The 24,757-nt window shown below is 63.6% G+C and carries 23 protein-coding genes; 16 read left to right on the top strand and 7 right to left on the bottom strand.

Annotated elements, in window-relative coordinates:
• The 4 genes from C7G41_RS32820 to C7G41_RS32805 all read left to right on the top strand — a co-directional run bounded on the left by C7G41_RS32820 (window position 1) and on the right by C7G41_RS32805 (window position 2,927).
• The gene (locus tag C7G41_RS32820) at window positions 1–357 is read left to right on the top strand and encodes a cytochrome c (RefSeq protein ID WP_106946415.1); all 357 of its coding nucleotides are present in this window, start codon (window positions 1–3) and stop codon (window positions 355–357) included.
• The gene (locus C7G41_RS32815; RefSeq protein WP_106946414.1) at window positions 354–1,277 is read left to right on the top strand and encodes an ABC transporter substrate-binding protein; all 924 of its coding nucleotides are present in this window, start codon (window positions 354–356) and stop codon (window positions 1,275–1,277) included. Before C7G41_RS32820 ends, C7G41_RS32815 begins: the two co-directional genes overlap by 4 nt.
• A gap of 113 nt (window positions 1,278–1,390) precedes the next feature.
• Complete coding sequence (locus C7G41_RS32810; RefSeq protein ID WP_106946413.1) at window positions 1,391–2,380, top strand: tripartite tricarboxylate transporter substrate binding protein; 990 nt, start codon at window positions 1,391–1,393, stop codon at window positions 2,378–2,380.
• A 121-nt stretch (window positions 2,381–2,501) separates the two neighbouring features.
• Complete coding sequence (locus C7G41_RS32805; protein WP_106946454.1) at window positions 2,502–2,927, top strand: hypothetical protein; 426 nt, start codon at window positions 2,502–2,504, stop codon at window positions 2,925–2,927.
• Window positions 2,928–2,986: 59 nt separating this feature from the next.
• On the opposite strand, the gene C7G41_RS32800 is transcribed toward C7G41_RS32805, so the two are convergent.
• Window positions 2,987–3,955 carry a helix-turn-helix domain-containing protein gene (locus tag C7G41_RS32800; protein WP_106946412.1) on the bottom strand — a complete coding sequence of 323 codons (969 nt, stop codon included), beginning with the start codon at window positions 3,953–3,955 and terminating at the stop codon, window positions 2,987–2,989.
• A gap of 513 nt (window positions 3,956–4,468) precedes the next feature.
• Here C7G41_RS32800 and xoxF5 point away from each other — a divergent pair.
• The 7 genes from xoxF5 to C7G41_RS32765 all read left to right on the top strand — a co-directional run bounded on the left by xoxF5 (window position 4,469) and on the right by C7G41_RS32765 (window position 12,368).
• Entirely contained in the window at window positions 4,469–6,274 is a 1,806-nt protein-coding gene (gene xoxF5 / locus C7G41_RS32795) for a lanthanide-dependent methanol dehydrogenase XoxF5 (RefSeq protein ID WP_106946411.1), read from the top strand.
• A 109-nt stretch (window positions 6,275–6,383) separates the two neighbouring features.
• Window positions 6,384–6,872 carry a c-type cytochrome, methanol metabolism-related gene (locus tag C7G41_RS32790; protein ID WP_106946410.1) on the top strand — a complete coding sequence of 163 codons (489 nt, stop codon included), beginning with the start codon at window positions 6,384–6,386 and terminating at the stop codon, window positions 6,870–6,872.
• Between the two features lie 61 nt (window positions 6,873–6,933).
• Window positions 6,934–8,043, top strand: coding sequence for an S-(hydroxymethyl)glutathione dehydrogenase/class III alcohol dehydrogenase (locus C7G41_RS32785; protein WP_106946409.1), 1,110 nt, complete (start codon window positions 6,934–6,936; stop codon window positions 8,041–8,043).
• A gap of 33 nt (window positions 8,044–8,076) precedes the next feature.
• Entirely contained in the window at window positions 8,077–8,640 is a 564-nt protein-coding gene (gene gfa, locus C7G41_RS32780; RefSeq protein WP_106946408.1) for an S-(hydroxymethyl)glutathione synthase, read from the top strand.
• Between the two features lie 643 nt (window positions 8,641–9,283).
• Window positions 9,284–9,736: a (2Fe-2S)-binding protein gene (locus tag C7G41_RS32775; RefSeq protein ID WP_007601363.1), complete on the top strand. Its 453-nt coding sequence runs from the start codon at window positions 9,284–9,286 to the stop codon at window positions 9,734–9,736.
• 1 nt (window position 9,737) lies between these two features.
• Window positions 9,738–12,050 carry a molybdopterin cofactor-binding domain-containing protein gene (locus C7G41_RS32770; protein ID WP_106946407.1) on the top strand — a complete coding sequence of 771 codons (2,313 nt, stop codon included), beginning with the start codon at window positions 9,738–9,740 and terminating at the stop codon, window positions 12,048–12,050.
• 57 nt (window positions 12,051–12,107) lie between these two features.
• A complete protein-coding gene (locus C7G41_RS32765; protein ID WP_106946406.1) occupies window positions 12,108–12,368 on the top strand; it encodes a hypothetical protein in 261 nt (86 codons plus the stop codon).
• Window positions 12,369–12,675: 307 nt separating this feature from the next.
• Here the strand turns inward: C7G41_RS32765 and C7G41_RS32760 are convergent, their stop codons facing one another.
• The 5 genes from C7G41_RS32760 to C7G41_RS32740 form a co-directional block, all read right to left on the bottom strand.
• A complete protein-coding gene (locus C7G41_RS32760) occupies window positions 12,676–14,415 on the bottom strand; it encodes a methanol/ethanol family PQQ-dependent dehydrogenase (protein ID WP_106946405.1) in 1,740 nt (579 codons plus the stop codon).
• A gap of 129 nt (window positions 14,416–14,544) precedes the next feature.
• Window positions 14,545–15,198 (bottom strand): ubiquinol-cytochrome c reductase iron-sulfur subunit, encoded by a 654-nt coding sequence (locus C7G41_RS32755; RefSeq protein ID WP_106946404.1) that lies wholly within the window; start codon window positions 15,196–15,198, stop codon window positions 14,545–14,547.
• 260 nt (window positions 15,199–15,458) lie between these two features.
• Window positions 15,459–15,923: a group III truncated hemoglobin gene (locus C7G41_RS32750; protein ID WP_106946403.1), complete on the bottom strand. Its 465-nt coding sequence runs from the start codon at window positions 15,921–15,923 to the stop codon at window positions 15,459–15,461.
• Between the two features lie 137 nt (window positions 15,924–16,060).
• A complete protein-coding gene (locus C7G41_RS32745; RefSeq protein WP_106946402.1) occupies window positions 16,061–16,912 on the bottom strand; it encodes a 3-hydroxybutyryl-CoA dehydrogenase in 852 nt (283 codons plus the stop codon).
• Window positions 16,913–17,174: 262 nt separating this feature from the next.
• The gene (locus C7G41_RS32740) at window positions 17,175–18,653 is read right to left on the bottom strand and encodes an FAD-binding oxidoreductase (protein ID WP_106946401.1); all 1,479 of its coding nucleotides are present in this window, start codon (window positions 18,651–18,653) and stop codon (window positions 17,175–17,177) included.
• Window positions 18,654–18,878: 225 nt separating this feature from the next.
• Here C7G41_RS32740 and hisC point away from each other — a divergent pair, with 225 nt between their 5' ends.
• The 3 genes from hisC to C7G41_RS32725 all read left to right on the top strand — a co-directional run bounded on the left by hisC (window position 18,879) and on the right by C7G41_RS32725 (window position 22,132).
• On the top strand, window positions 18,879–19,931 hold the full coding sequence (gene hisC, locus C7G41_RS32735) for a histidinol-phosphate transaminase (RefSeq protein WP_106946453.1): 1,053 nt from the start codon (window positions 18,879–18,881) through the stop codon (window positions 19,929–19,931).
• Between the two features lie 165 nt (window positions 19,932–20,096).
• Entirely contained in the window at window positions 20,097–21,152 is a 1,056-nt protein-coding gene (pstS, locus tag C7G41_RS32730) for a phosphate ABC transporter substrate-binding protein PstS (protein ID WP_106946400.1), read from the top strand.
• A gap of 281 nt (window positions 21,153–21,433) precedes the next feature.
• Window positions 21,434–22,132: an ABC transporter permease gene (locus C7G41_RS32725; RefSeq protein ID WP_106946399.1), complete on the top strand. Its 699-nt coding sequence runs from the start codon at window positions 21,434–21,436 to the stop codon at window positions 22,130–22,132.
• On the opposite strand, the gene C7G41_RS32720 is transcribed toward C7G41_RS32725, so the two are convergent.
• Window positions 22,106–22,915 carry a substrate-binding domain-containing protein gene (locus C7G41_RS32720; RefSeq protein WP_106946398.1) on the bottom strand — a complete coding sequence of 270 codons (810 nt, stop codon included), beginning with the start codon at window positions 22,913–22,915 and terminating at the stop codon, window positions 22,106–22,108. The two genes, C7G41_RS32725 and C7G41_RS32720, sit on opposite strands and share 27 nt — an antisense overlap.
• 174 nt (window positions 22,916–23,089) lie before the next feature.
• Here C7G41_RS32720 and C7G41_RS32715 point away from each other — a divergent pair, with 174 nt between their 5' ends.
• Together C7G41_RS32715 and C7G41_RS32710 are read left to right on the top strand one after the other, a co-directional pair.
• Window positions 23,090–23,377: a hypothetical protein gene (locus tag C7G41_RS32715; protein WP_106946452.1), complete on the top strand. Its 288-nt coding sequence runs from the start codon at window positions 23,090–23,092 to the stop codon at window positions 23,375–23,377.
• A gap of 270 nt (window positions 23,378–23,647) precedes the next feature.
• The gene (locus C7G41_RS32710; protein WP_106946397.1) at window positions 23,648–24,703 is read left to right on the top strand and encodes a hypothetical protein; all 1,056 of its coding nucleotides are present in this window, start codon (window positions 23,648–23,650) and stop codon (window positions 24,701–24,703) included.
• Window positions 24,704–24,757 lie beyond the last annotated feature (54 nt).

Below are 24,757 nucleotides of genomic sequence, written 5' to 3'. Positions count from 1 at the left end.
ATGCTGAGAAAGCTATCTCACAAGACGGTGGCGATCCTCGCCACCGTCGCGGTGCCGATGGTCGCGCTTGCGGCGACCGTTCGTGCCGCGGATGATTCAACCGGCAATCCCGTGCAGGCACAGATCGACCATGGCAAGTCAACCTATGCCGAGAAATGCTCGCACTGCCACGGCCCCAACATGATGAACCCCGGCACCATCACGCCGGACCTGCGCGCCTTCCCCGACGACAAGACGCGCTTCGTCACCACCGTGAAGAACGGCAAGAACAACAGGATGCCACCCTGGGGCGACATTCTCAGCGACGACGAGATCGGAAATCTCTGGGCCTTCATCTCGAGCCGGAGAAAACCATGAATCGCTGGCTGGCCGCGTGGAGCATTGCCGCGATCCTCGCGGCGACGGCCGCACGCGCGGCCGACGATCCGCTCAAGATTTGTCTCGACGAGGACCGGCCACCGCTCTCGGTGCATCACAAAGGCAAGCCGGGCTCTGGGTTCGACGTGCTGCTGGCGCAGGCGATCGCCGACCGGCTCGGACGGCCGCTGACGATCCAGTGGTTCGAAAGCAAGCTGGATGAGGATTCGAGCCCGCAGCTCGAGGCCAATGCGCTGCTGTCCGACGGGCGCTGCTCGCTCGTCGGCGGCTATGCGCTAACGACGGACTCCCTCGTCAAGCCCGGCATGAAAACGGCGCGCCTGCCGGATTTTGCCGGCGCCACGCGCGACGACCGGCGCCGCCGTGTCGCACTTGGCGTGCTCGTGCCGAGCCAGCCCTATGTCTACTCGCCGATCACTGTCGTGCTCGGACCGAAGGCGCGGGGTCGCAAGATCGCCGATATCGGCGACCTCGCCGGCCTGCACCTGGTCATCGACAGCGGCTCGCTCGGCGATGCGATCCTCATGACCTTCGACAAGGGGCGCCTGATCGACGACATCACGCATCTTGTCCCCGGCCGCGATGATCTCCTCGGCGCACTTGCCCGTGGCGACTATGACGCGACGCTGATCGACCTCGGCCGCTTCGACGCCCATCGCGCCGCGCACCCTGATACGGCGATCACCGCGTCCGGCTACTACTATCCGATCGGGGCCAATCGTGGCTATGTCGGGCTCGCCAGCGATCCCGCGCTGATCGACGCCGTCAACAAGGCGCTGACCGGGCTTGCTGCCGAGGGCAAGATCGTCGAATTCGGCACACAGGCGGGGCTGACCTATCTGCCGCCGCGTGAGCCTGCAATCCTCGGCGACGTCTGGATGAAGATCATTCAGCGCTAATGGACAGCTGGCGCACCAAGCGCAAGCCCTGGAATGCGCCAATCTGTCTCGCCTGCCACCCATGGCAGAGGCGACCCGATGCAGTACCGTCGGCGACAATCCGGGAGAGAATCATGTCCACAAGGCTCGATCGCCGCCACTTCATCGCCGCCGGCACCGCCACACTCGCGATGCCTTTCGTCTCACGCGGCGCCTCGGCCCAGGCTGCGTGGCCAACGCGGCAGATCCGCATGATTTGCAGCTATCCCGCCGGCGGACAGACCGACCTGCTCGCGCGCGCCTATGGCGAATTCATCTCCAAACAGGTCGGAAAGACCGTCGTCGTCGAGAACAAGCCCGGTGCCGCCGGCGCGGTCGGGACGGCGGAGGTTGCCCGCGCGGAGCCCGACGGCCACACCATCCTGTGCTCGATCTCGACCACTTACATCATGAACCGGGTGGTGATGAAGACTCCGGGCTACGACATGGACAAGGATTTGACGCTCGTCAGCGTCATTCCGGGCGCCGGGCTCCTGCTGGTGGCGAACCCGAAAACCGGCGTCAAGACGCTGGAAGATTTCGTCGCCTTTGCGCGCAAGAGCGGCAAGGTCAACTTCGGCACCTATAGCGCGGGCTCGGCCCCGCATATGACGGTCCACGAGCTCAACAAGCAATACGGCCTTGCCATCGAGCCGATTCACTATCGCGGCGAAGCCCCGATGTGGACGGGCATGCTGGAAGGTACGCTCGATGTGGCCATGGGCAGCTACACGGCAGCGCAATCGGTTTTGCAGAGTGACCGTGGTACCGTGTTCGCGGTGCATTCGAAGAAGGTCGACGCGATCCCTGATATCAAGACTCTTCCCGAGCAGGGCGCGACGTCAAAATTCTTCACGGTCAGCGGCTTCTCCGGCTGGGCCGTGCCGAAGGCGACACCGCAGCCCGTCGTCGACCGCCTGGCGGAGCTTTGCGTCGCCGCCAACAGCGACCCGAAGGTGAAGGAGGTTCTCAACACGTTCGTGCTCGAACCCGCGATCGGCTTCAAGGAAACCAACGTCCTGTATCAGCGCGAGCTGCCGATCTGGATCGAGAGCGCGCGGTCGCTCGGCCTCGAGCCCTCCTGAACAGACGCCCTTCGCGGCGCGGCATCCGACCAAAGCCTAGTGCCGGAAACGCATTTTCCCGCTATGATTGTACGACGCTGGCGGGAAGGTCTCGCCGGCGCGGGCAAGAAAGGCCGATCCCATGACACCGGATGGCGTCGCCGTAGCCGTCATGATCATCCTGCTCTTTCCGATGGGCTATTTCACACTGGCGTCTCCGGCCTTCCTGCTGGTGAAGCTGGATATCCAGCCCGTCGCCCAGCTTTTGCGCGGAATGTTCAATGCCCATTTTCTGGTGATGCGCGTTGCCGGACTCATTGGAGCAGTCGCTTTCCTGCTCGACGGTCGTCTGGTTGCTGCGATGGGCGTTGGCCTCCTTGCGGCCTTGGCGATCTACGGACGCCGCTGGTTCATGCAACGGATGGACGAACAGCTCAGCGCCAGGGACGCCGGCGATGCTGAGGCCCCGCGCCGGCTCCGCCGACTGCATTGGAGTGGAATGCTGGGCAACGCGGTCCTACTCGTCGCTCTCCTGACCAGCATTCCCTACATCGCCATATCGGCGTGAGAGACAGCGCGGGCGCGTGACGGTCAACCGTCGTTGTCGACGCCGAACCTGGCGTTCGCCTAATGCTCGTCCGCCGCAACGGCGCCCTGCTGCGCCTTGTGGATCGAGGACGGCACCACACCGAAATATTTCCGGAACACCCGGCTGAAATGCGATGAGCTGGAGAAGCCCCAGGAGAACGCGACGTCGGTGATGGTCTTGCCGGCGTGGGCCTCGAGCTCCTGGCGGCAATTCTGAAGACGCGCCTGCCAGATGTAATCGCTCACCGTGGTGCCGCGCTCCGAGAACAGCATGTGCAGATAGCGCTTGGAGCAGCCGAGTTCGTTGGATATCTGGTCGATGCACAGATCCGGATCGCGCAAATGCTCGCGGATGAAGAACTGCGCGCGCACATAGGTCGCCTCGGGCCCGACGCGATCGAGCATCGTGTCCGCCTCGCGCAGCGGGAGCAGCAAGAGGTCGATCAGCGAATCGGCGACGCCGACCGCGCTGTTCGCCGACAGCTTGGCCGCCTCGTCGAAGGTTGCATGGACGAAATCATGGGCGATCCGCCCCGTCCCCGTGCGTGAGGTCAATTTGCAGGCGGGCATTCGCTGCGACGGGAATCCGCGGTCGCGCAGCAGCGCCTTGGGTACGATCACCACGTCATGGCGCGTGAAAGCGGGGCTGATGATCGAATGCGGACAGGAGACGTCATAGGCGATGATGTCGCCCGGGTTCAGCTCGATGTGGCGGCCTTCCTGCTCGAAATAGGACACACCGTAAGTCTGGAAGTGGATCTTGATATACGGGTGTTCGTTGGCCTTGGCGCGCGCCAGCGTGTGTGCGATGCGATGCTGGCTGACCTCGATCTGGCAGAGCTTCAGGCGCGAGACGCTGGTGTAGTCGATGCGGCCTTCGAGCGAAGACGCTTCCAGCGGATCGACGTCGAAATGCCCGCACAGGCTCGTCAGCCCGTCGATCCAGCTCTGGATCTGACGTTTCGGCGTCATTCCCGTCGTCGAGAGCGTGTGAATTGTGTCGGACATTAATCCAGCCACTGGTTTGATCCGGAAATTTTGACGCGAATCGCGAGCCGCGCTGCCGGAGCCCTGAACCGTGATTGCGTGACGTTTACCTCGATTTTGAGCGATCTTCTAGAACGAGCGCCATCGTTCCATTGCCACCCTTGAAAGTTAATCCTCCGCCTTAGTTGCAGCGCCGTCAAGGGGAACCTGAGCGTCGAAGGCGCTCCCAAAGCCTTGCGAAAGCGGCTGAATTCGCTACTGCAAAATCAAAAACTTCGTACCCGTGCGCTGTCAAGCAAACCAGCTTCTCTCTTGGGCAAGTTTCCCGACGGCGAAGTCGCTACGGATGCATCAGGAACAACAAAAACGGGCCGCTCCTGCATGTGGACCCGTAGCTCTCATCAGGAGGAAAAAGCACCACAGCATCGTTTCTGGTCCCAAACGTGACCGCCCTGCACGAGCAGACACCGGACGAGAAGCCCGGTGATTGAGCAAATGCTTCGGAAAAATAAACGAGACAACGGAGGAATGACTATGCGCAAGGTACTACTCGCGACCTTTCTTGGGTCCGCGGCGGCTCTCGCCGTAGGCAGCGCGTCAGCCAATGACGAGCTGAACAAGATGGCGCAGAACCCGAAAGACTGGGTGATGCCGGCGGGCGACTATGCCAATACCCGCTTTTCCAAGCTGAACCAGATCAACGCTCAAAACGTCGGCAAGCTCCAGGTCGCCTGGACCTTCTCGACCGGCGTGCTGCGCGGCCATGAAGGTGGCCCGCTGATCGTCGGCAACATGATGTACGTCCACACGCCGTTCCCGAACAAGGTCTACGCTATTGACCTTTCCAATGAGAACAAGATCGTCTGGAAGTACGAGCCGAAGCAGGATCCGAACGTCATCCCCGTAATGTGCTGCGACACGGTTAACCGCGGCGTATCTTACGGCGACGGCAAGATCTTCCTGCATCAGGCCGACACCACCCTGGTCGCGCTCGATGCCAAGACCGGTCAGGTTGCATGGACCGCCAAGAATGGCGATCCCGGCAAGGGCGAGACCGGCACCTCGGCGCCGCTCGTCGTCAAGGACAAGGTGCTGATCGGCATCTCCGGCGGTGAGTTCGGTGTTCAGGCGCATATGAGCGCCTACGACATCAAGACCGGCAAGCTGGCTTGGCGCGGCTACTCTGAAGGACCGGATGATCAGATCCTGGTCGACGCAGAGAAGACCACCGCGCTCGGCAAGCCGATCGGCAAGGACTCGAGCCTGAAGACCTGGCAAGGCGATCAGTGGAAGATCGGCGGCGGCGCCACCTGGGGCTGGATCTCCTACGATCCCGAACTGAACCTCGTCTACTACGGATCGGGCAATCCCTCGACCTGGAATCCGAAGCAGCGTCCCGGCGACAACAAATGGTCGATGACGATCTGGGCTCGCAACCCTGACACCGGCCAGGCCAAGTGGGTTTATCAGATGACGCCCCACGACGAGTGGGACTATGACGGCGTCAACGAGATGATCCTCTCGGACCAGGCCATCAACGGACAGCCGCGCAAGCTGCTGACGCATTTCGATCGTAACGGCCTCGGCTACACGCTCGATCGTGCCACCGGTGAGCTCCTGGTCGCCGAAAAGTACGATCCGAAGGTGAACTGGACCTCCGGCGTCGACATGGACAAGAACTCGCCGACCTACGGTCGTCCGAAGGTGCTCGACGCAGCTTCGACCGACAAGGCGGGCGAGGACCACAACGTGAAGGGCATCTGCCCGGCCGCGCTCGGCACCAAGGACGAGCAGCCGGCAGCCTACTCGCCGGACACGCAGCTGTTCTACGTTCCGACCAACCACGTCTGCATGGACTACGAGCCGTTCAAGGTGAGCTACACCGCGGGCCAACCCTATGTGGGTGCGACGCTCTCGATGTATCCGCCGCAGGGTGAAACCCACATGGGTAACTTCATCGCCTGGGACGGCAAGACCGGCAAGATCGTCTGGTCGAACAAGGAGCAGTTCTCGGTCTGGTCCGGCGCGCTCGCAACCGCGGGCAACGTGGTGTTCTACGGAACACTCGAAGGCTACCTGAAGGCAGTCGACGCCAAGACCGGCAAGGAGCTCTACAAGTTCAAGACTCCCTCCGGCATCATCGGCAACGTCACCACCTATGAGAACGGCGGCAAGCAGTATGTCGCAGTGCTCTCCGGCGTGGGCGGCTGGGCCGGCATCGGTCTGGCGGCAGGCCTGACCGATCCGACCGCCGGTCTCGGCGCAGTCGGTGGCTACGCGGCGCTCAGCAACTACACCGCACTCGGCGGTACGCTGACCGTGTTCTCGCTGCCCAACTAGGCCTCTCAGCATCGCTCCGGCGCGTGGATCAACTCCACGCGCCGGCTCGTCTCACCGAATGCCTTCCGAGGAAAATCTCTTGCGTAAAATCTGCTCTGCCATTGCTGCGATGTTCTTGGTCGTATCCGGGGGAATTGCCGTCGCGGACGGCTCAGGCGATCCGACTGCCGTCAAGCAGAACGAAACCGGCGAATGGTCCGACAAGGAAGGCAACCCAACCTACAAGGTCACTGACGGATCCGTCGACTGGTACACCTATTCCGGATACCGCCGCTATCACTCGGACTGCCATGTGTGTCACGGCCCGGATGGCATGGGCTCGACCTACGCCCCGGCGCTGAAGGATTCGCTGAAGACGATGAGCTATGCCGATTTTCTCGGCGTCGTCGCCTCCGGCCGCAAGAACATCTCGACTGCCGCAGAGAACGTGATGCCGGCCTTCGGCGATAACCCGAACGTCGCCTGCTACATGGACGATCTCTACGTCTATCTGCGCGCCCGCTCCAACGAGGCCTGGGGCCGCACAAGACCCGGCAAGCACGAGGACAAGAACGACGCCTATACCAAGAACGAAGATTCGTGCATGGGCAAGAAGTGATCGTGCGGAGCCCGACCAGGACCTGGTTCTTGGCGCCCTGCTGGAATTTGAGGAGTTTAAGATGAAGACACGTGCCGCCGTCGCTTTCGAAGCCAAGAAGCCGCTCGAGATCGTCGAAGTCGACCTGGAAGGACCAAAAGTCGGCGAGGTCCTGGTCGAGATCAAGGCGACGGGCATCTGCCACACCGACGCCTACACGCTCGACGGCTTCGACAGCGAAGGAATTTTCCCGTCGATCCTGGGCCATGAGGGCGCGGGCATTATCCGCGAGATCGGCCCTGGCGTGACCTCGGTGAAGCCGGGCGACCACGTCATCCCGCTTTACACGCCGGAATGCCGGCAATGCAAAAGCTGCCTCAGCCAGAAGACCAATCTCTGCACCGCGATTCGCGCGACGCAAGGCAAGGGCGTGATGCCCGATGGCACCAGCCGCTTCTCCTACAAGGGCAAGCCGATCTACCACTACATGGGCTGCTCGACCTTCTCGAACTTCACCGTGCTGCCGGAGATCGCGGTCGCCAAGATCCGCGAGGACGCGCCGTTCGACAAGAGCTGCTACATCGGCTGCGGCGTCACCACTGGCGTCGGTGCCGTCGTCAACACCGCCAAGGTCGAGCCGGGCTCCAACGTGGTCGTGTTCGGCCTCGGCGGCATCGGCCTGAACGTGATCCAGGGCGCCAAGATGGCTGGCGCGGACAAGATCATCGGCGTCGACATCAACGACTCCAAGGAGGAATGGGGACGTCGGTTCGGCATGACCGATTTCGTCAATCCCAAGAAGATCACCGGCGACATCGTCCCGCACCTCGTGACCCTGACGGACGGAGGCGCCGACTACACCTTCGATTGCACCGGCAACACCACAGTGATGCGCCAGGCGCTGGAAGCCTGCCATCGTGGCTGGGGCACCTCGATCATCATTGGCGTTGCCGAATCCGGCAAGGAGATCGCGACCCGCCCGTTCCAGCTCGTCACCGGGCGAAACTGGCGCGGCACCGCTTTCGGCGGCGCGCGGGGCCGCACCGACGTGCCGAAGATTGTCGACTGGTACATGAACGGAAAGATCCAGATCGACCCGATGATTACCCACACGCTCAAGCTCGAAGACATCAACAAAGGCTTCGAACTGATGCATGAGGGCAAATCGATCCGTTCAGTCGTCGTGTTCTAGCTCGAAAAGCGTCACCCCAAGGAGGATCGACCCATGACTGTTGCACTCCATCCCTCGATCGATAACGGCATCAAACAGGGCAGCGGCAGCTTCGCCGGCGGCACGCTCGCATGCAAATGCAAGGACCATCAGGTCAAGGTCGCCGTCAAGGGCGACGTCGCGCATAACCATGCCTGTGGCTGCACCAAGTGCTGGAAGCCGCAGGGCGCGAATTTCTCCGTCGTCGCCGTGGTACCCCGTCAGAACGTCACCGTGCTCGAGAACGGCGACAAGCTCCAGATCGTTGACCCGTCGGCAGTGATCCAGCGCTACGCCTGCAAGGCCTGCGGCACGCACATGTACGGCCGCATCGAGAACAAGGGTCACCCGTTCTACGGCCTCGACTTCATCCACCCCGAACTGTTCCAGGAGCAGGGTTCGCAGGCGCCGCAATTCGCCGCCTTTGTCTCGTCGGTGATCGAATCGGGCGTGAAGCCGGAGCAGATGGGCGGAATTCGGGCTCGCTTCAAGGAGCTTGGACTTGAGCCCTATGACTGCCTGTCGCCGGCGCTGATGGACGCGATCGCGACCCACGTGGCGAAGGCCAAAGCTGCCTGAGCAAGGCCGCCAGACGTTTGCCGCGCCCCGTCAGCTCGCTGGTTCCACTACAGTCAGCGAGCCGGACGGGTCCGGCGCCGGGACAATCGCGGCGATGCCGCCGCTTCTCGACTGCGCTTGTGCGAGGGCCGTCAGCTCCCTCAGTCCTGGTCTCTGAACGACTGCGCAGGGCCGCCGGCTTCCTGCTTGAAGTCCGCGGCGCCTGCGTTTCTCCCTCCCTCGACTGAGGCATCCTGCTTCGTCCGCACAGGTCTTCTGACGGACGAAGCTTTTTTCAGTGTGCCCATCTCGAGAGGCGCGCGGCGTGATGCGGCGCCCTGCTTTTGACAAACCTTCGTTGCAATCTTTTCCCATCGAGAACAGCTGACTCAAGAACACTTGGCTGTAGAACACTTGGCTGTGAACGCTGAACCGAAGCGATCCTTGCTACGATCGCGACGTGACGATGCCGCGCGAACTCAATAATCAAGAACACGACGGGAGGTATCGAACGCATCAGGACATGACATTGGCATTCCTGAGTCCTGTCGGGATCTGCCCGCGCGGGATGACCGTTGGAATGCGACGCCGCGCAGCGGGCATGGCACCGACCGGCATCTGGAAAATCTGAAATCGGCAAGCTTATGAAGAGCGAGGAACGATCATGATCAAGGTGAAGATCAATGGCCAGGAACAGAGCTGGGACGGCGACCCGGATCTCCCGCTACTCTGGTTCCTGCGCGACGAGGCCGGGCTAACCGGCACCAAGTTCGGCTGTGGCCAGGCCCTGTGCGGCGCCTGCACCGTCATCGTCGACAAGGAAGCTGTGCGCGCCTGCATCACGTCGATCAACGACGTCGCCGGCCGCGAGATCACGACGATCGAGGGACTGCATCCGAACGGCGATCACCCGGTGCAGAAGGCCTGGCGTCAGGTCAACGTTCCCCAATGCGGCTTCTGCCAGGCAGGCCAGATCATGCAGGCGGCTGCGCTACTGATGGACAACCCAAAGCCGTCGCACGACCAGATCCGCGAAGCGATGTCCGGCAACATCTGCCGCTGCGGCTGCTACCAGCGCATCGAGAATGCGGTCCATCTCGCATCGACGGGAGTGTGACATGAATTTCATCGACAATCCCAGGAAGCTTCGTGGCTTCGAGAAGAACATCAGGGTCGAGAAGGTTTCGCGCCGCAGCATCCTGAAGGGACTCGGCATCACCGGCGGCTTCGTGCTCGCCGCCCCCGTGATGTCGCGCCAAGCGTTCGCCTATGAGACCGGCGCCGGCAAGATGCCGCACGGCGTCGTGGTCGATCCGCGCGTGTTCGTCGCGGTCGCGCCCGACGGCACCGTCACCATCCTCGCCCACCGCGCCGAGATGGGCACTGGCGTGCGCACCAGCCTGCCGCTGATCGTGGCCGAGGAGATGGAAGCCGACTGGTCGAGGGTCAAGGTGCAACAGGCCCACGGCGACGAGGTCAAATTCGGCAACCAGGACACCGACGGCTCGCGCAGCACGCGGCATTATTTGATCCCGATGCGCCAGATCGGGGCCTCCGCCCGCACGATGCTGGAGCAAGCCGCCGCGAAACGCTGGGGGGTGCCGGCGACCGAGGTCAGGGCCGTCAATCACGAGGTCGTCCACAGCGCGACGAGCCGCAAGCTTGGCTTCGGCGAGCTCGCGGCCGATGCCGCCAAGGAATCGGTGCCGAGCATCGAGGGTCTCAAGCTGAAGGACCCCAAGGACTTCCGCTATCTCGGCAAGGGCCAGATCGGCATCGTCGATCTCCACGACATTACGACTGGCAAGGCGCGTTACGGCGCCGACGTCCGCCTGCCTGGCATGAAGTATGCCGTGATCGCGCGCCCGCCGGTGACCGGCGGCAAGCTGGTCTCATTCGATCCGGACGCGGCGTTGAAGGTCCCCGGCGTCGAGAAGGTGATGCAGGTGCGCGGCTGGCCGTGGCCGTCGAAATTCCAGCCGCTCGGCGGCGTTGCCGTGATCGCGCGCAACACCGGCGCGGCGATCAAGGGCCGCGACGCGCTGAAGCTGACCTGGGACGACGGCGCCAACGGCAAATACGACTCCGTCGCCTATCGCAAGGAGCTCGAGGAGGCCTCGCGCAAGCCGGGCCTCGTCGTGCGCCAGGAAGGCGACGCCGAGGCTGCTCTGAAGGGCGCCGACAAGATCGTCGTCGGCGAATACTATCTGCCGCACCTTGCCCATGTCAGTATGGAGCCGCCGGTGGCGGTCGCCGACGTCAAGGGTGACAAAGCGGAGATCTGGGCGCCGGTGCAGAGCCCCGGCGGCACGCGCGAGGACGTCGCGAAGACGCTCGGCATTCCCGAGGGCAATGTCACGGTCAACGTCACGCTGCTCGGCGGCGGTTTCGGCCGCAAGTCGAAATGCGACTTCGCGCTCGAGGCCGCGTTGCTGTCGAAGGAACTCGGCGTGCCCGTCAAGGTGCAGTGGACGCGCGAGGACGACGTCCGCCACGATTTCCTGCACACGGTCTCCGTGGAACGGATCGAGGCAGGGCTCGACAAGAGCGGCAAGGTGATCGCCTGGCGCCATCGCAGCGTCGCCCCGACCATCGCCTCGACATTCGCCGCGGGTGCCAAGAACGAGGCGCCCTTCGAACTCGGCATGGGCCTCGTCGACATGCCGTTCGAGATCGCCAACATCTCCTGCGAGAACCCGGAGGCCGCGGCGTTCACCCGCATCGGCTGGTTCCGCTCGGTCTCGAACATCCCGCGCGCCTTCGCGGTGCAGTCGATGGTGGGCGAGATCGCCCATGCGACCGGCCGCGACCAGAAGGAGACGCTGCTCGCGCTGATCGGCAGTCCGCGCATCGTCAAGCCCGCCGTGAAGGACATGTGGAACTACGGCGAGCCCTTGGACAGCTATCCGATCGACACCGCGCGCCTGCGCAAGGTGGTCGAGCTGGTCGCCGAGAAGGGCGAATGGGGCCGTCAGGTGCCGAAGGGCCACGGCCTCGGCATCGCCGTGCACCGCAGCTTCGTCAGCTATATCGCGACCATCGTCGAGGTGGCCGTCGACGACAAGGGCAAGCTGACGGTGCCGCGGGTGGATACCGCCATCGACTGCGGCACCTATGTCAACCCCGAGCGCATCGCCTCGCAAATCGAGGGCGCGGCGATCATGGGGCTGAGTCTCGCCAAATACGGCGAGATCACCTTCAAGGACGGCAAGGTGCAGCAGAAGAACTTCGACGACTTCCAGGTCCTCAGGATGGACGAATCCCCTGGGGTGACCAACGTCTACATTGTGCCGCCCGGACCCGACACGCCGCCGAGCGGTGTGGGCGAGCCCGGTGTCCCGCCGTTCGCACCGGCACTGATGAACGCCATCTTCGCCGCGACCGGAAAACGCATCCGCAATCTTCCGCTCGGCAAGCAATTGGAGGCGTAAGGACGGGAACACAAGACGGCCTCGCGCCGTTTGCATCGATCTGACAGGAGCAGATCGATGACCAACATCTCAAGGGCGCTCGCAGTCTCGTTGCTGTCGAGCGCCTTTTTCATGACGACCACCGGCGCATTCGCCCAGGGCAACACCACGCCGCCGACCACCGCGACGCGCCCGAGCGCGCCGGACCAGAACTCCCTGCCCAACGCCAATGCACCGCCGCCCTCGACCACCCAGACCACCGGGCAGCACAATCCCGACCCCAAGGTTCAGGAGATGAACCAGAAGGAGAAGGACAAGGTCGAGCGCCAGGGGAAGTAGCGATCTGCGCATCGGCGTTTTGACGCCGTGATGATCGGATCTACTTCTTTGCCGAAGCGCATCGATGTGCCCTCTCCCCTTGCGGGCGAGGGCAGCGACGCCGGTTGCCACGATCCCGCTTGGGTGGGGGGTATGCCTGCGCGAGTCTCGCACATTGTGATGCGCGGATAGAACCCCTCATCCGGCGCTTCGCGCCACCTTCTCCCGCAAGGGGAGAAGGGAAGACGCCGACGCAAAATGCGGCGGACGCTGCCGTCCGCCGCATTTGCCCCCTGACACTCCGCTTCTTTCGATCCGCCAGCGGAGCTTACTTCTTCAGCGCGAACACCCAGACGACGCCGCCCTGCGGCACGTTGGCTTCGATGCCGATATTGTTGGTCACGAGTGCATCCTGGATGCGCTGCGCATCCACGCCCCATCCCGACTGGATCGCGATGTATTGCGTGCCGTCGATCTCATAGGAGACCGGCATACCCATGATGCCGGAGTTGGTCTTCTGCTCCCACAATAGCTCGCCGGACTTCGCGTTGAAGGCGCGGAAGTTGCGATCGTTGGTGCCGCCTACGAAGACGAGATCGCCTGCGGTCGCCGTCACCGATCCGAACAGCTGCGACTTGGGGAAGTTGTGTTGCCACATCTTCTTGCCCGTGACGGGATCCCAGGCCTGGAGCTCGCCGAAATGATCGGCACCCGGCTTCGTCTTCAGACCGATGTCCTCCGGCTTGGTGCCGAGCCAGAGCTCGCCGGGCTTGAGCGGAACCTTCTCGCCGGTGAACCCGCCGCAGAAATTCTCGTTGGCGGGCACGTAGACGAGGCCGGTCTTCTGGCTGTAGGCCGCCGACGGCCAATCCTTGCCGCCCCACAGTGACGGACAGAACTCCACGCGCTTGCCGACCATCGGCTTGTGCGCGGGATCGACGATCGGCCTGCCGCTCTCGGCATCGATGCCCTTCCAGACGTCGGTGGAGACGAACGGCCAGCCGGCGACGTAGTTGATCTTGGTCGGCGTGCGCTCGAGTATCCAGAAGATCGCATCGCGTCCCGGATGGACCAGGCTCTTGATGTTGCGGCCGTCGCGTTGCAGGTCGATCAACATCGGCGCTTCGACCTCGTCCCAGTCCCAGGAATCATTCTGGTGATACTGGTGATAGGTCTTGATCTTGCCGTTGTTCGGATCGAGCGCGAGCACCGACGAGGTATAGAGATTGTCGCCGGGATGCATCTCGCCGGGCCACGGCGCGGCGTTACCGACGCCCCAATAGATCGTCTTGGTGTCCTTGTCGTAATTGCCGGTCATCCAGGCCGAGCCGCCACCGTTCTTCCAGTCCTCGCCCTGCCAGGTGTCGTGGCCGGGCTCGCCTTCGCCGGGAATGGTATAGGTCCGCCACAGCTCCTTGCCGTCCTTGGCATCATAGGCGGCGACATAGCCGCGCACGCCGAACTCGCCGCCGGAGCCGCCGACGATGACCTTGCCGTCGACGATCAGCGGCATCAGGGTCATGTACTGGCCCTTCTTGTAGTCCTGCACCTTGGTGTCCCACACCACCTTGCCGGTCTTGGCGTCAAGCGCGACGACATGGTCGTCGGTGGTGGCGAGATAGAGCTTGTCCTCCCAGAGGCCGACGCCGCGGCTGGTCGGATGCAACTGGAACAGATCGTCGGGAAGCTGCCGCTTGTAGCGCCAATATTCGTCGCCGGTCTTGGCGTTCAGCGCGATCACCTGGCCCATCGGCGTCGCCACGAACATCACGCCGTTGTTGACGATCGGAGGCGCCTCGTGACCTTCGACCACGCCGGTCGCGAAGGTCCAGACCGGGGTGAGGTTCTTCACATTCGAGGTGTTGATCTGGTCGAGCGGGCTGTAGCCCTGCCCGTCATAGGTCCGCCGGTAGAGCATCCAGTTGGCGGGCTCCGGGTTTTCCAACCGCTGCGCGGTGACCGGAGAATAATTCTCGACCGGGCCTGATACGGCGGCGGTCGAGGCAAGAGTCGATGCAAGACACGTGAAGGCGACGAAGCCGGACAGTAACCACTGCTTCCTGGTCATGGACGTTCCCCTTTTTCATCCGTTTGAATTCTTATTTTGGATTCTTGTTTTGAATTCTTGTCGTTCGTCCCGTCGTCCGCCCATCGGCGGATGCGGCCTCTCGTGACGCGGGCACAACCCGCACGTCCATCATCCCGGCTGCGCGCCACCTACCTTTCCGATGAAGTTTCCGGCGACGCTGAGCGAGCCATCAGCCAGCGCCAGCGGCAGCGTAGCGAGCCGTCGCGGCGCCGGCCCGAACACGACCTGCGCGCCCGCGCGAGGATCGTATTCGGAGTTGTGGCACATGCATTTGAGCACTTCCTTGTCGCCGACATCGCTCTTCACCCAGGCCGTGACGGGACAACCGGCATGCGAGCAGATTGCCGAATAGGCGATGATGCCGTCGACAGCGCGTGCTTTGGTCTGCTCGTCGAACTCGGCGGGGTCGAGCCGGATGATCAGGATCTCGTTGAGGCGCGAGGCGCTGCGCACGACCGATGTCTTCGGGTCTTTCGGCCAGGCATGCACCGGCGGTCCGCCGGCCGGCAGATCGGCCGCGGTGACGGGCTTTCCCTCCTGATCGCCTTCGGAGAACACGAGCAGATCGCCCTTCTGAGGCCGCTCGTCGGAGCCGGGCGCATCCTCGCCCGCGTGCACCTGCGTGGAACAGGCAAGGCACGTCGTGGTGGCCAGCGCGCCAATCAGGAGCGCCCGCCGCGTTTTCTCCGTGCTGGCATCAGCTTCGGATTCCGCTGTGTTGTCGGAGGATGAAGAGGATGTGTTGAACGATGCACTCGACATGCGCCGTAGCTGGCGCTGGAACTCTGCCGAAAAAAAGGCAGAGATTTTTCCCGCAGTGCATCAATACGGCTTTGCTCGCACTGATTGAACGCGAACACGCGCATTCACGCGCATTTTTTGCAACGTCACGCTACGCGACCGGCATGATGATTTTGCAGATCAGGTCAATGCTGTCGGTATTGGTGCAATACGCCGACGCGCGGCGCGGTCGTAGCGACATCAGTGCGGCTTGCGTATTTCTCAGGCAGGCATTCTGTATTCTAGGAGCGGAGCACGTGACGCGGCGCAGCGATGCGCCCGGCCAATGTTGCCGACGCCATCTCAAAGCTGTCGGCGATGCGGCGCGCCCTGTCGATGAACAGCGCCGCCGCCGGCGCCGGGCAGACCTCGCGCGCGGTCTGTTCGAACAAATCGAGCCAGCGGTCGAAATGATGGCCAGCCAGGCTCAGCGGCATATGCGCCCGCATCGGGGAGCCATGGTAGCGGCCGCTCATCAGCACAACCGACGACCAGAAATCCCTGAGCTTGGCGAGATGCTCGTCCCAATTCTGCACGATCGCGAACACGGGCCCGAGCAGCTCATCCTCGCGCACGCGCCCGTAAAAGCGGGTGACGAGTTCCCCGATCATCTCTTCGGTGATCCCCGTGCGCTCGATCGCGTCCTGGGTCAGCAAATTCCGCCGTGCGGTCGCAGCCTCGCGCTCGGCCTTCAGTCGATCCGACATGTCCCTTGTTATCCGTTCCGTTGTTCCCGCAGGCCGCCCGTTCGACATTGTCGGGCCGATTGCGCGCGGCGTCTTTGTCGCAGCGCAAATCGCGGGGCCTGGCGGCGAGCACTCAACGCCCGCCGCCCGCGCCATTGTCAGGCGCTGTAGGTGTAGAAGCCCTGCCCGGTCTTGCGGCCGAGATGGCCGGCGTCGACCATTTCCTTGAGCAAGGGCGCCGCACGGTATTTGGGGTCGTTGAAGCCTTTGTAAAAGACCTCCATCACCGACAACATGGTGTCGAGCCCGACGAGATCGGCGAGCGCCAGCGGCCCGATCGGATGATTGCAGCCGAGCTTCATGCCGGCATCGATCTCTTCCGCCGTCGCAATCCCCTCCTGCAGCGCGAAGATCGCCTCGTTGATCATCGGGCACAGGATGCGGTTGACGGCGAAGCCGGGACTGTTCTTGGCCGTGATCGCCACCTTGCCGACGCGCTTGGCGAAATCGAGCGCCTTGGCGTGGGTGTCGTCGGAGGTCTGCAAACCGCGGATGAGCTCCAGCAGCGCCATGACCGGAACCGGATTGAAGAAGTGCATGCCGATGAAGCGGTCGGGGCGGTCGGTCGCTGCGGCGAGCTTGGTGATCGAGATCGACGAGGTGTTGGTGGCGAGCAGCGTGCGCGGCGACAGCGTCGCACAGAGATCCTTCAGGATCTTGACCTTGAGTTCCTCGTTCTCGGTCGCTGCCTCGATGACGAGATCGCAATCGACGAGCTTGGCGCGGTCGGTGGTGCCGGTGATGCGCTTGAGCGTGGCGTCGCGATCGCCCGCCGACATCTTCTCCTTCTTGACCAGGCGCTCGAGGCTGCCGCCGACCGTCGAAATCCCGCGGTTCACCGCCGCATCGGAAATATCGACCATCACGACCGAAAGCCCGGCCGCGGCACAAATCTGCGCGATGCCGTTCCCCATGGTCCCTGCCCCGATGATGCCAACGGTTTGGATCATTGCCTCAAATCCTTCATCCTTGCGGACGTGCCATACCGGCCTCGCCCCATTGTTCCTGCATCAGGGTCTAGCACCGCCCCCGGGCGGGTGCGACCTGATCCTGTCCCTTCCTTAAGCATCCAAGGCGGGAATAAAGCCGCCTTTGGGTCGCGAAACGGCATGATTTGGTGCCCCCCGGGCCTGTTTGGCCCTGCCCATCTGCGGCATCCCGTCCCCGGGAGCGCCGAGCGTTCGGGAGCACCGGGCTCGAGGCGGTAGCGGCTCAACCGAGACGGAGCACCTTGCCCGGATTCATGATGTTCTTGGGATCGAGCGCCCGCTTGATCGTGCGCATGATGTCGAGTTCGGTCCGGGAGCGATAGTGCTGGAGCTCGTCGAGCTTCTCGATGCCGATGCCGTGCTCCGCCGAGATCGAGCCGCCCATGGAGGTGACGAGGTCGTTGACGGCCCGTGTGATCGCCGCGGAATACTGGGACAACGTATCGAGGTCCATGCCCTTCGGGCCCATGAAGGAGAAGTGCACATTGCCGTCTCCGATGTGGCCGAGCGGATAGGGGCGGATCGCCGGCAGGATTGCGAGCACGGCTTCGAGACCGCTGTCGATAAACTCGGGAATCCTGGAGACCGCGACCGACACGTCGTAGCTCAAGCCCGGCCCCTCGGTGCGCGATGCCTCGGCCACGGCCTCGCGAATCCGCCACATGTTGCGCGACTGCGCTTCGGTTTGCGCGATCACCGCATCCAGAACCCGGCCCGCCTCGAGTTGGTCGGCCAGGAACTGCTCCATCCTGTCCGACATGCCCGTGCCGCCGTCCTGGCGTGGCCGGGCCGATGACCATTCGAGAAGGAGATACCATTCGGTCTCAGCCTTGAGAGGATCCTGGGTGCCGGGAATGTGGCGCAGCACCATGTCGCTGCACGCACGGCTGATGAGCTCACAGGAGCCGACATTGTCATCGGAAGCGGCATGCGCCTCCGACAGAAGGTCGATGGCTGCCTTGGGATCGCGAATCGCGAGCCATGCCGTGCACACGTCTTTCGGCGCCGGCCAGAGTTTCAGCACCGCCTTGGTGATGATGCCGAGCGTCCCTTCGGCGCCCATGAACAGGTGCTTGAGGTCATAGCCGGTGTTGTCCTTCTTGAGTGCGCGCAAGCCGTCCCAGACATCGCCGTTAGCCAGCACGACCTCGAGACCCAGCACCAAATTTCGCGCATTGCCATAACGCAGCACCTGCACGCCACCGGCATTGGTGGACAGATTGCCTCCGATCATGCACGAGCCCTGAGCACCCAGGCTGAGCGGAAACAGGCGGTCGTGGCGCGCGGCAGTGTCCTGAAGCGTCTCCAGGATGCAGCCCGCCTCCACGGTCATGGCGTAGCCGACAGGATCGACATTCAGCACATGATTCATGCGACCGAGCGACAGCACGATGCCGCGGTGCATGGGCCACGGCGTGGCGCCGCCCATCAGGCCGGTGTTGCCACCTTGCGGAACGATGGCAATGCCGTTGTCGTAGCAAAGCTTGACGACAGCGGAGACTTCCGCGGTGCTGGCCGGACGCACGACCGCCGCGGCCTGCCCCGCCAGCGTGCCGCGCCAGTCGGTCACGAAGGGCAGCTTGTCTTGCTCGTCCAGGATCAGGCCTTTGTCGCCGACGATGGCCCGCAAGCAGTCGAGAACGGCTGAGGTCACGGGCGCGGTCGGAATCGAGGGGGCGGTGGGAAGGGCTGCACCCGGCATGCGTTCCTCTCTTTTCGGCCGTTCAGCGCCTTTGGGGCGCGCCGGCCTTCGTTCTTGTTTTCATTGTGGGCGGTGGTGCGACGACCCTAGCACAGGGGTCGCACTTGCGGGAACGTCCCCGGCATTAAGCCTTGTGCGGAATTGCCTGGAATGCCGAATGCAGGCGCACTTCCGCCGAGGTCCCGCATACCCTACTGTGCCCCGATCACATTCGGATTGGAGATCATGAGCCGCTTCTGGAGTCCGGTCGTCCATACGCTTTCGCCCTACGTCCCCGGCGAGCAGCCCAAGCAGGACGGCATCGTCAAGCTCAATACCAACGAGAATCCCTACCCGCCCTCGCCGCGCGTGCTGGCGGCGATCGCATCGGCTGCGGAGCGGCTGCGTCTTTATCCCGATCCGCGCGCGATGCGCCTGCGCGAGGCGATCGCGGCCCATTTCAATGTGGCGCCCGAACAGGTGTTCGTCGGCAACGGCTCCGACGAGGTTCTGGCTCACACCTTCCAGGCTCTTCTGAAGCACGACGCGCCGCTTCTCTTCCCCGACGTCACCTACAGCTTCTACCCCGTCTATTGCGGCCTCTATGGAATAGCGCACGACGAGGTGCCGCTCGATGCTGCGATGAAGATCGATATCTCCGACTACAGGCGACCATCGAGCGCCATCCTGCTCTGCAATCCGAACGCTCCGACCGGCACCACCCTTCAGCGCGACGCAATCGCATCGCTGCTCGCCGAACAGCCGGACCGGCTGGTGGTGGTGGATGAGGCCTATGTCGATTTCGGCGCCGAGAGCGCCGTGCCGCTGGTTGCACGCCACGACAATCTGCTGGTCGTCCAGACCTTCTCGAAGTCGCGCTCGCTCGCTGGCCTGCGGGTTGGTTTTGCGATCGGCCAACGCCCGCTGATCGAAGCGCTGGAACGGGTGAAGGACAGCTTCAACTCCTATCCCGTCGATTGCCTCGCGATCGCCGGCGCCGTCGCCGCGATCGAGGACGACGGCTGGTTCAGAGAGACCCGTGCCCGCATCATCGCAAGCCGCGAAACCTTGGCCCGCGACCTCAGACAACTCGGCTTCGAGGTGTTGCCGTCGCTCGCAAACTTCGTCTTCGCGCGCCATCGAAGCCGGAGCGGAGCAGATCTCGCGGCGGCGCTTCGCCAGCGTGGCGTTCTGGTGCGGCATTTCGGAAAGCCGCGCATCGAGGACTTCCTGCGCATCACGGTCGGGACGGAGGCCGAGTGTGCCCGGCTTGTCGAAGTGCTGCGCGGCTTGATCTGATCCAAATCTGATCCAAGGCACAAATCGCGGTTCGCGCCTGCCATGAAAGCTCTGCCTGCCGACCCTCGTCTTCTGTTGCTCGTGACGCGCCTCACACAAGCACCCGCGATGGTTTTGTGATTTAGACCACACCTGCTTCGTGCCCGAGCTGTTAGCGTCGCGCACATGAAAAAACATATTGCCTTCCCCATCCTCCTCACTGCTCTGCTCGTCGCCACGCCAAGCCTGGCAGCCGAGACCAAAGGAGCCGGCTCAACCTTCGTTTCGCCCGTGATGGCGAAATGGATCGACGCCTATAAAACGAAGACCGGCAACACCGTCAGCTATCAAGCAGTCGGCTCGAGCATCGGCGTCGGCCTGATCAAGAAAGAGGTCGTCGATTTCGGCGCCAGCGATATGCCGCTCGATCCCAAAGAGCTCGACAAGCTCGGCATGATGCAATTCCCGATCGTGATCGGGGGCGTCGTGCCTGTCGTCAATATCGATGGAGTGAAGCCCGGCCAGATCCGCTTCACCGGCCAGATGCTCGCCGATATCTATCTCGGCAAGCTCAAATCCTGGAACGATCCGGCCATTCGCGCGGTCAACCCCGACATCAGGCTGCCGAACGCACCGATCACGGTGGTCCATCGCATCGATGGATCCGGCACGACGTTCAACTGGTCGAACTACCTCTCCAAGGTCAGCCTGCAGTGGAAGACCAGCGTCGGAGAAGGCACCTCGGTCGAGTGGCCGCTTGGCGTCGGCGGCAAGGGCAATGACGGCGTCGCCTCGCTCGTCAGTCTCGTTCCCGGCGCGATCGGCTATCTCGAATATACCTACGCGCTGCAGCGGCTCGACAGGATTTCCTTCGGCGTCGTGCAGAACAGCGCCGGCAATTTCGTCGTCCCCGACGCCGCATCGTTCCAGGCTGCGGCCTCGAGCGCGGACTGGAAGGCGGAGAAGGATTTCCATCTCGTCCTCACCGACGCGCCCGGCGAAGACGCCTATCCGATCACGGCCACGACCTTCGTGCTGATGCCGAAGGCACCGCAATCCCCAGACCGGTCGGCGGCCGCCATCGATTTCGTCCGCTGGTCGCTGGAGAACGGAAAGCCGCAGGCCGAGACGCTCAACTACGTGCCGCTACCGCCTGCCTTGATCGACCAGATCGAACGCTATTGGCAGCAGAGCATTGGAGTAGCCCCGACGGTCTCGGCATCGGCCAACGTCAAACGATGAGGCCGAAGGCGAACCTCGTGCCATGCCTCCTGCCATGCCGCGCGCGGCTTTGATTTCCGGTCAAATTCGGGTTACCAAACCGCTCCACGCGAGTATTCTGTGATTGGCCTGCTGCCGGGAGGCCCCTCCTGCGGCAGGCAGAGTCACAAAGTGCCTGCGGAGCGCGATCGCGCCGCTGCTTCGCACAACGCTACCCTCAGGGAAATATACGTGAAACACCTCCGCAGTCCCGAAATCGACGCACCCAAGACATCGTGGCGGGCGCCGAAGCTCAGGCGCGGATGAACGACTTCGCGCGATCCATCGGCGCCGCATTCACGTTGATCGGCGGGGCCGACGCCGAGCTTCTGGCCATCGTCGGACTGTCGGTGCGCGTCAGCCTGACCGCCAGCATCCTCGCGCTCCTGATTGGGGCGCCGTTCGGGGCGCTGCTTGCGATCACCCGGTTCCGCGGGCGGCAGGTCATCATCGTCCTCACCAATGCCTTGCTTGGTCTTCCGCCGGTCGTGGTCGGGCTCGCGCTTTATCTTCTGCTGTCGCGCTCCGGCCCGCTCGGGGCCGCCGGCCTGCTGTTCACGCCGGCGGCCATGGTGGTCGCGCAGACGCTGCTCGCAACACCGATCGTGGTCGCACTGGTGCACCGGCCGGCGAGCCTGCTGTGGGCGGAGTATGGCGACCTGGCGCGGATCGACGGGCTGTCAACGCTACGCAGCATCGGCTTGCTGTTCGCGCTGGGCCGGACCTCGCTGCTGACGGCCTTTCTCGCAGCGTTCGGGCGCGCGATCGCGGAGGTCGGCGCCATCCTCATCGTCGGTGGCAACATTCGCGGTTTCACGCGCACGATGACGACCGCGATCGCGTTGGAGACCAGCAAGGGCGACCTGCCGCTGGCGCTCGGGCTCGGGCTGATCCTGCTCGCACTCAGCGTCGCAGTATCGACCGTCGCCTTCCTGCTAGTGGGACGCGTTGGGGAAAAATAGCTGCTCGCCCGCGACCTTGTAGCCGGCGATGGCCTCCTGCCCTTTCGAAGAGATCAGCCAGTCGATAAAGGCCTGCCCGTCCTGCGCCTTCACATTTGCATGCTTGGCCGGATTGACCAGCATGACGCCGTACTGGTTGAACAGCCGCTTGTCGCCTTCGGTCAGGACGGCGAGCTCGCCGCGGTTCTTGAACGACAACCAGGTGCCGCGGTCCGACAGCAGATAGGCATTCGACGACGACGCCATGTTCAGGGCCGAGCCCATGCCCTGGCCGATCTCGCGATACCAGCCGTCCTTGCCGGCACCGAGGTCGACGCCCGCCTCCTTCCAAAGCCGCAGTTCGGCCGCGTGCGTGCCGGACTTGTCGCCGCGCGAGATGAACGGCGCCTTCACGGCCGCGATTTTGCGCAGCGCCTCGGCCACGTCCTTTCCGCCGGCGATCTTCGCGGGATCGCTCTTGGGCCCGACAATGACGAAGTCGTTGTACATCACGTCGAAGCGCTTCACGCCCTCCCCTTCGGACATGAATTTGTCTTCGGCAGGCCTGTCATGGACGAACACGACGTCTGCATCGCCGCGCCGTCCGATGTCGAGCGCCTGGCCCGTGCCGACGGCAACGACCTTCACGTCGACGCCCCCGGCCTTCGAAAACAGGGGCAGCAAATAGCCGAACAGCCCCGACTGTTCCGTCGAGGTCGTCGAGGCCACAGTGATGGTGCGATCCTGCGCAAATGCGATCGTGGACCAGAGCAGAACCGCTCCGAGAGTTATTATCCGTTTCATGCCTCGTCCTTACACCAGATGCCGGATGTTCCAAACCCCGCGGCGAGTGCAGCCGCGCAGGGAACCCCCGACATTGCCGCAACGCGCTTGGTCATGATCCTCGCGGCGCTCCCCTGTGAGGAACGTCCGCTCCGCGCGCAAGTTGTCTTTAAGTCAACCCAGGAGGACAACCAGATGAAGAGGATCATTTTGGCATCTGCGTGCATCATGGCGCTGGCGACCGGCGGCGCCTTCGCACAGACACAACCCGCTCCCGGCGCATCCGGCCAAGCTGCATCCGGCCAAGGCGACGTCGGTCCTTCCTCGCGAGGCCCCGCGACCAAGGGCATGACGACCGGCACGTCGTCGAACATGCAGAACGAGGCCGCCGACAGCAAGGGCAAGCAGGCTCCGAGCACCGGTGGCAGCAACACGAACAACATGGGTAGCCAGGCCGGCGGCGGCGCGGGCTCCGGAAAGTAAGCTTGCGTCGATCAGAAGTCTCGAGAGGGGCGAACGTCCCCTCTCCAGAAGTCTTCGTGCCGTCAAAGCTTGTCGATGTCGTGCGTGAAGGTGGCGGGCCCGCAGCCACGCCGGCGAAATCGCAGCCGCGCGCTCTGATGTTCTGCAATTGGTCCCACCCACATTGACATCAGTGTGACAGCCGGGGATTTTTACATTGCTGGCGAATCAGCGATGGCCTCAAGCCGAGTACCTCTTGGACAACTCCCAGTGCTTTCGAGACTGATATCGTTGCTGCGCCGCATCCCCGCGGTGAAATGGGCGTTCACCCGGCTCCGGCCCTCGCCGCACGGCGGCAGCATCGACGTCGCGCCTGATACCGCAGACGCCTCGCCCCCCATTATTGCAGAAATTGCAGAAGCTGCACCGGCTCTCGACACCGGCATCAGCGCGGATCCGGCGCACTGCGACGACGCGGTCGCGGCTTCCGCCACCGAAGACGATACCGCCAGCCCTCTTATCGCGGAGAGCCCGCCGGAAGCGCCAGCCGATGTCAGCGGCAGCGACGAATCATCCCGGGAGACGGTGGCGGAAGTCGAGCCGATCGTCGTGGAGGGAGCTTCGGTCGCGATCATCGACGTCGAGCGCGAGCCGGTCGACGTTCCCGAACTCATCAGCAACAACGATCTATCTTCCGAACTCGCGGCCGACGTTGAGCCCGCTGTCGCGGAGAAGGTCTCGTCTGCCGATGTCGGGGTCGAGGTCGCTCCGGTCGACGCCGCCGCGCCCGTCGTTGACGTGGATACTCGCTCGGTTCTCGACAACACGTGTGTCGCGTTCGCCGATCGCGAAGTCTCGCCGGAGCATGTCCCAGAGGACAGCATCGACAGCGATCCCTCCCCCGGCGCCGCGGAAGACTCCACCGAGACGCCCGGCGTCGTCACGACTATCGAGCCGACTCCGGCCCTGGTGTCTCCGGCTCCGGAGATCCCGAGTGCACCGAAAGCTCGCGTGAGAGCCGTAGAACCCGCCGACCGCGCCGCGCTGGTCCGACAGCGTTGGGCGGAGACCGGGATCAGGATGTGGAATCCGCGCCTCCACGGCGCCGGTGATGCCACGCTGAACATTCAGGGGAGCGTCGGGTTGCTGCCGCCCGCGCCCGGCGAGACGATGCCGCGCTACGACAAGCTCGAATTCAGGATGCTCGGCGGACAGATCGTCTGCGAGGGTGTCCTCGTTGAGGCGCCCGTGCAGGCGGGCTATCGCAGCTTCACCTCCCTCGCCGAGCCTGGAAAACTCGAGCGGGTCCGCGAACCAACGCGGGAACGCCAGGCCGCTCTCGCCTGATCCCTGTTATCCTGGGCGACGATGCGCGTGATGTGCTAGACTGACATCCGCAAA

Source organism: Bradyrhizobium sp. MOS002 (assembly GCF_003020115.1).
Lineage (GTDB): Bacteria > Pseudomonadota > Alphaproteobacteria > Rhizobiales > Xanthobacteraceae > Bradyrhizobium.
This window is presented reverse-complemented; position numbering and strand designations above follow the sequence as displayed.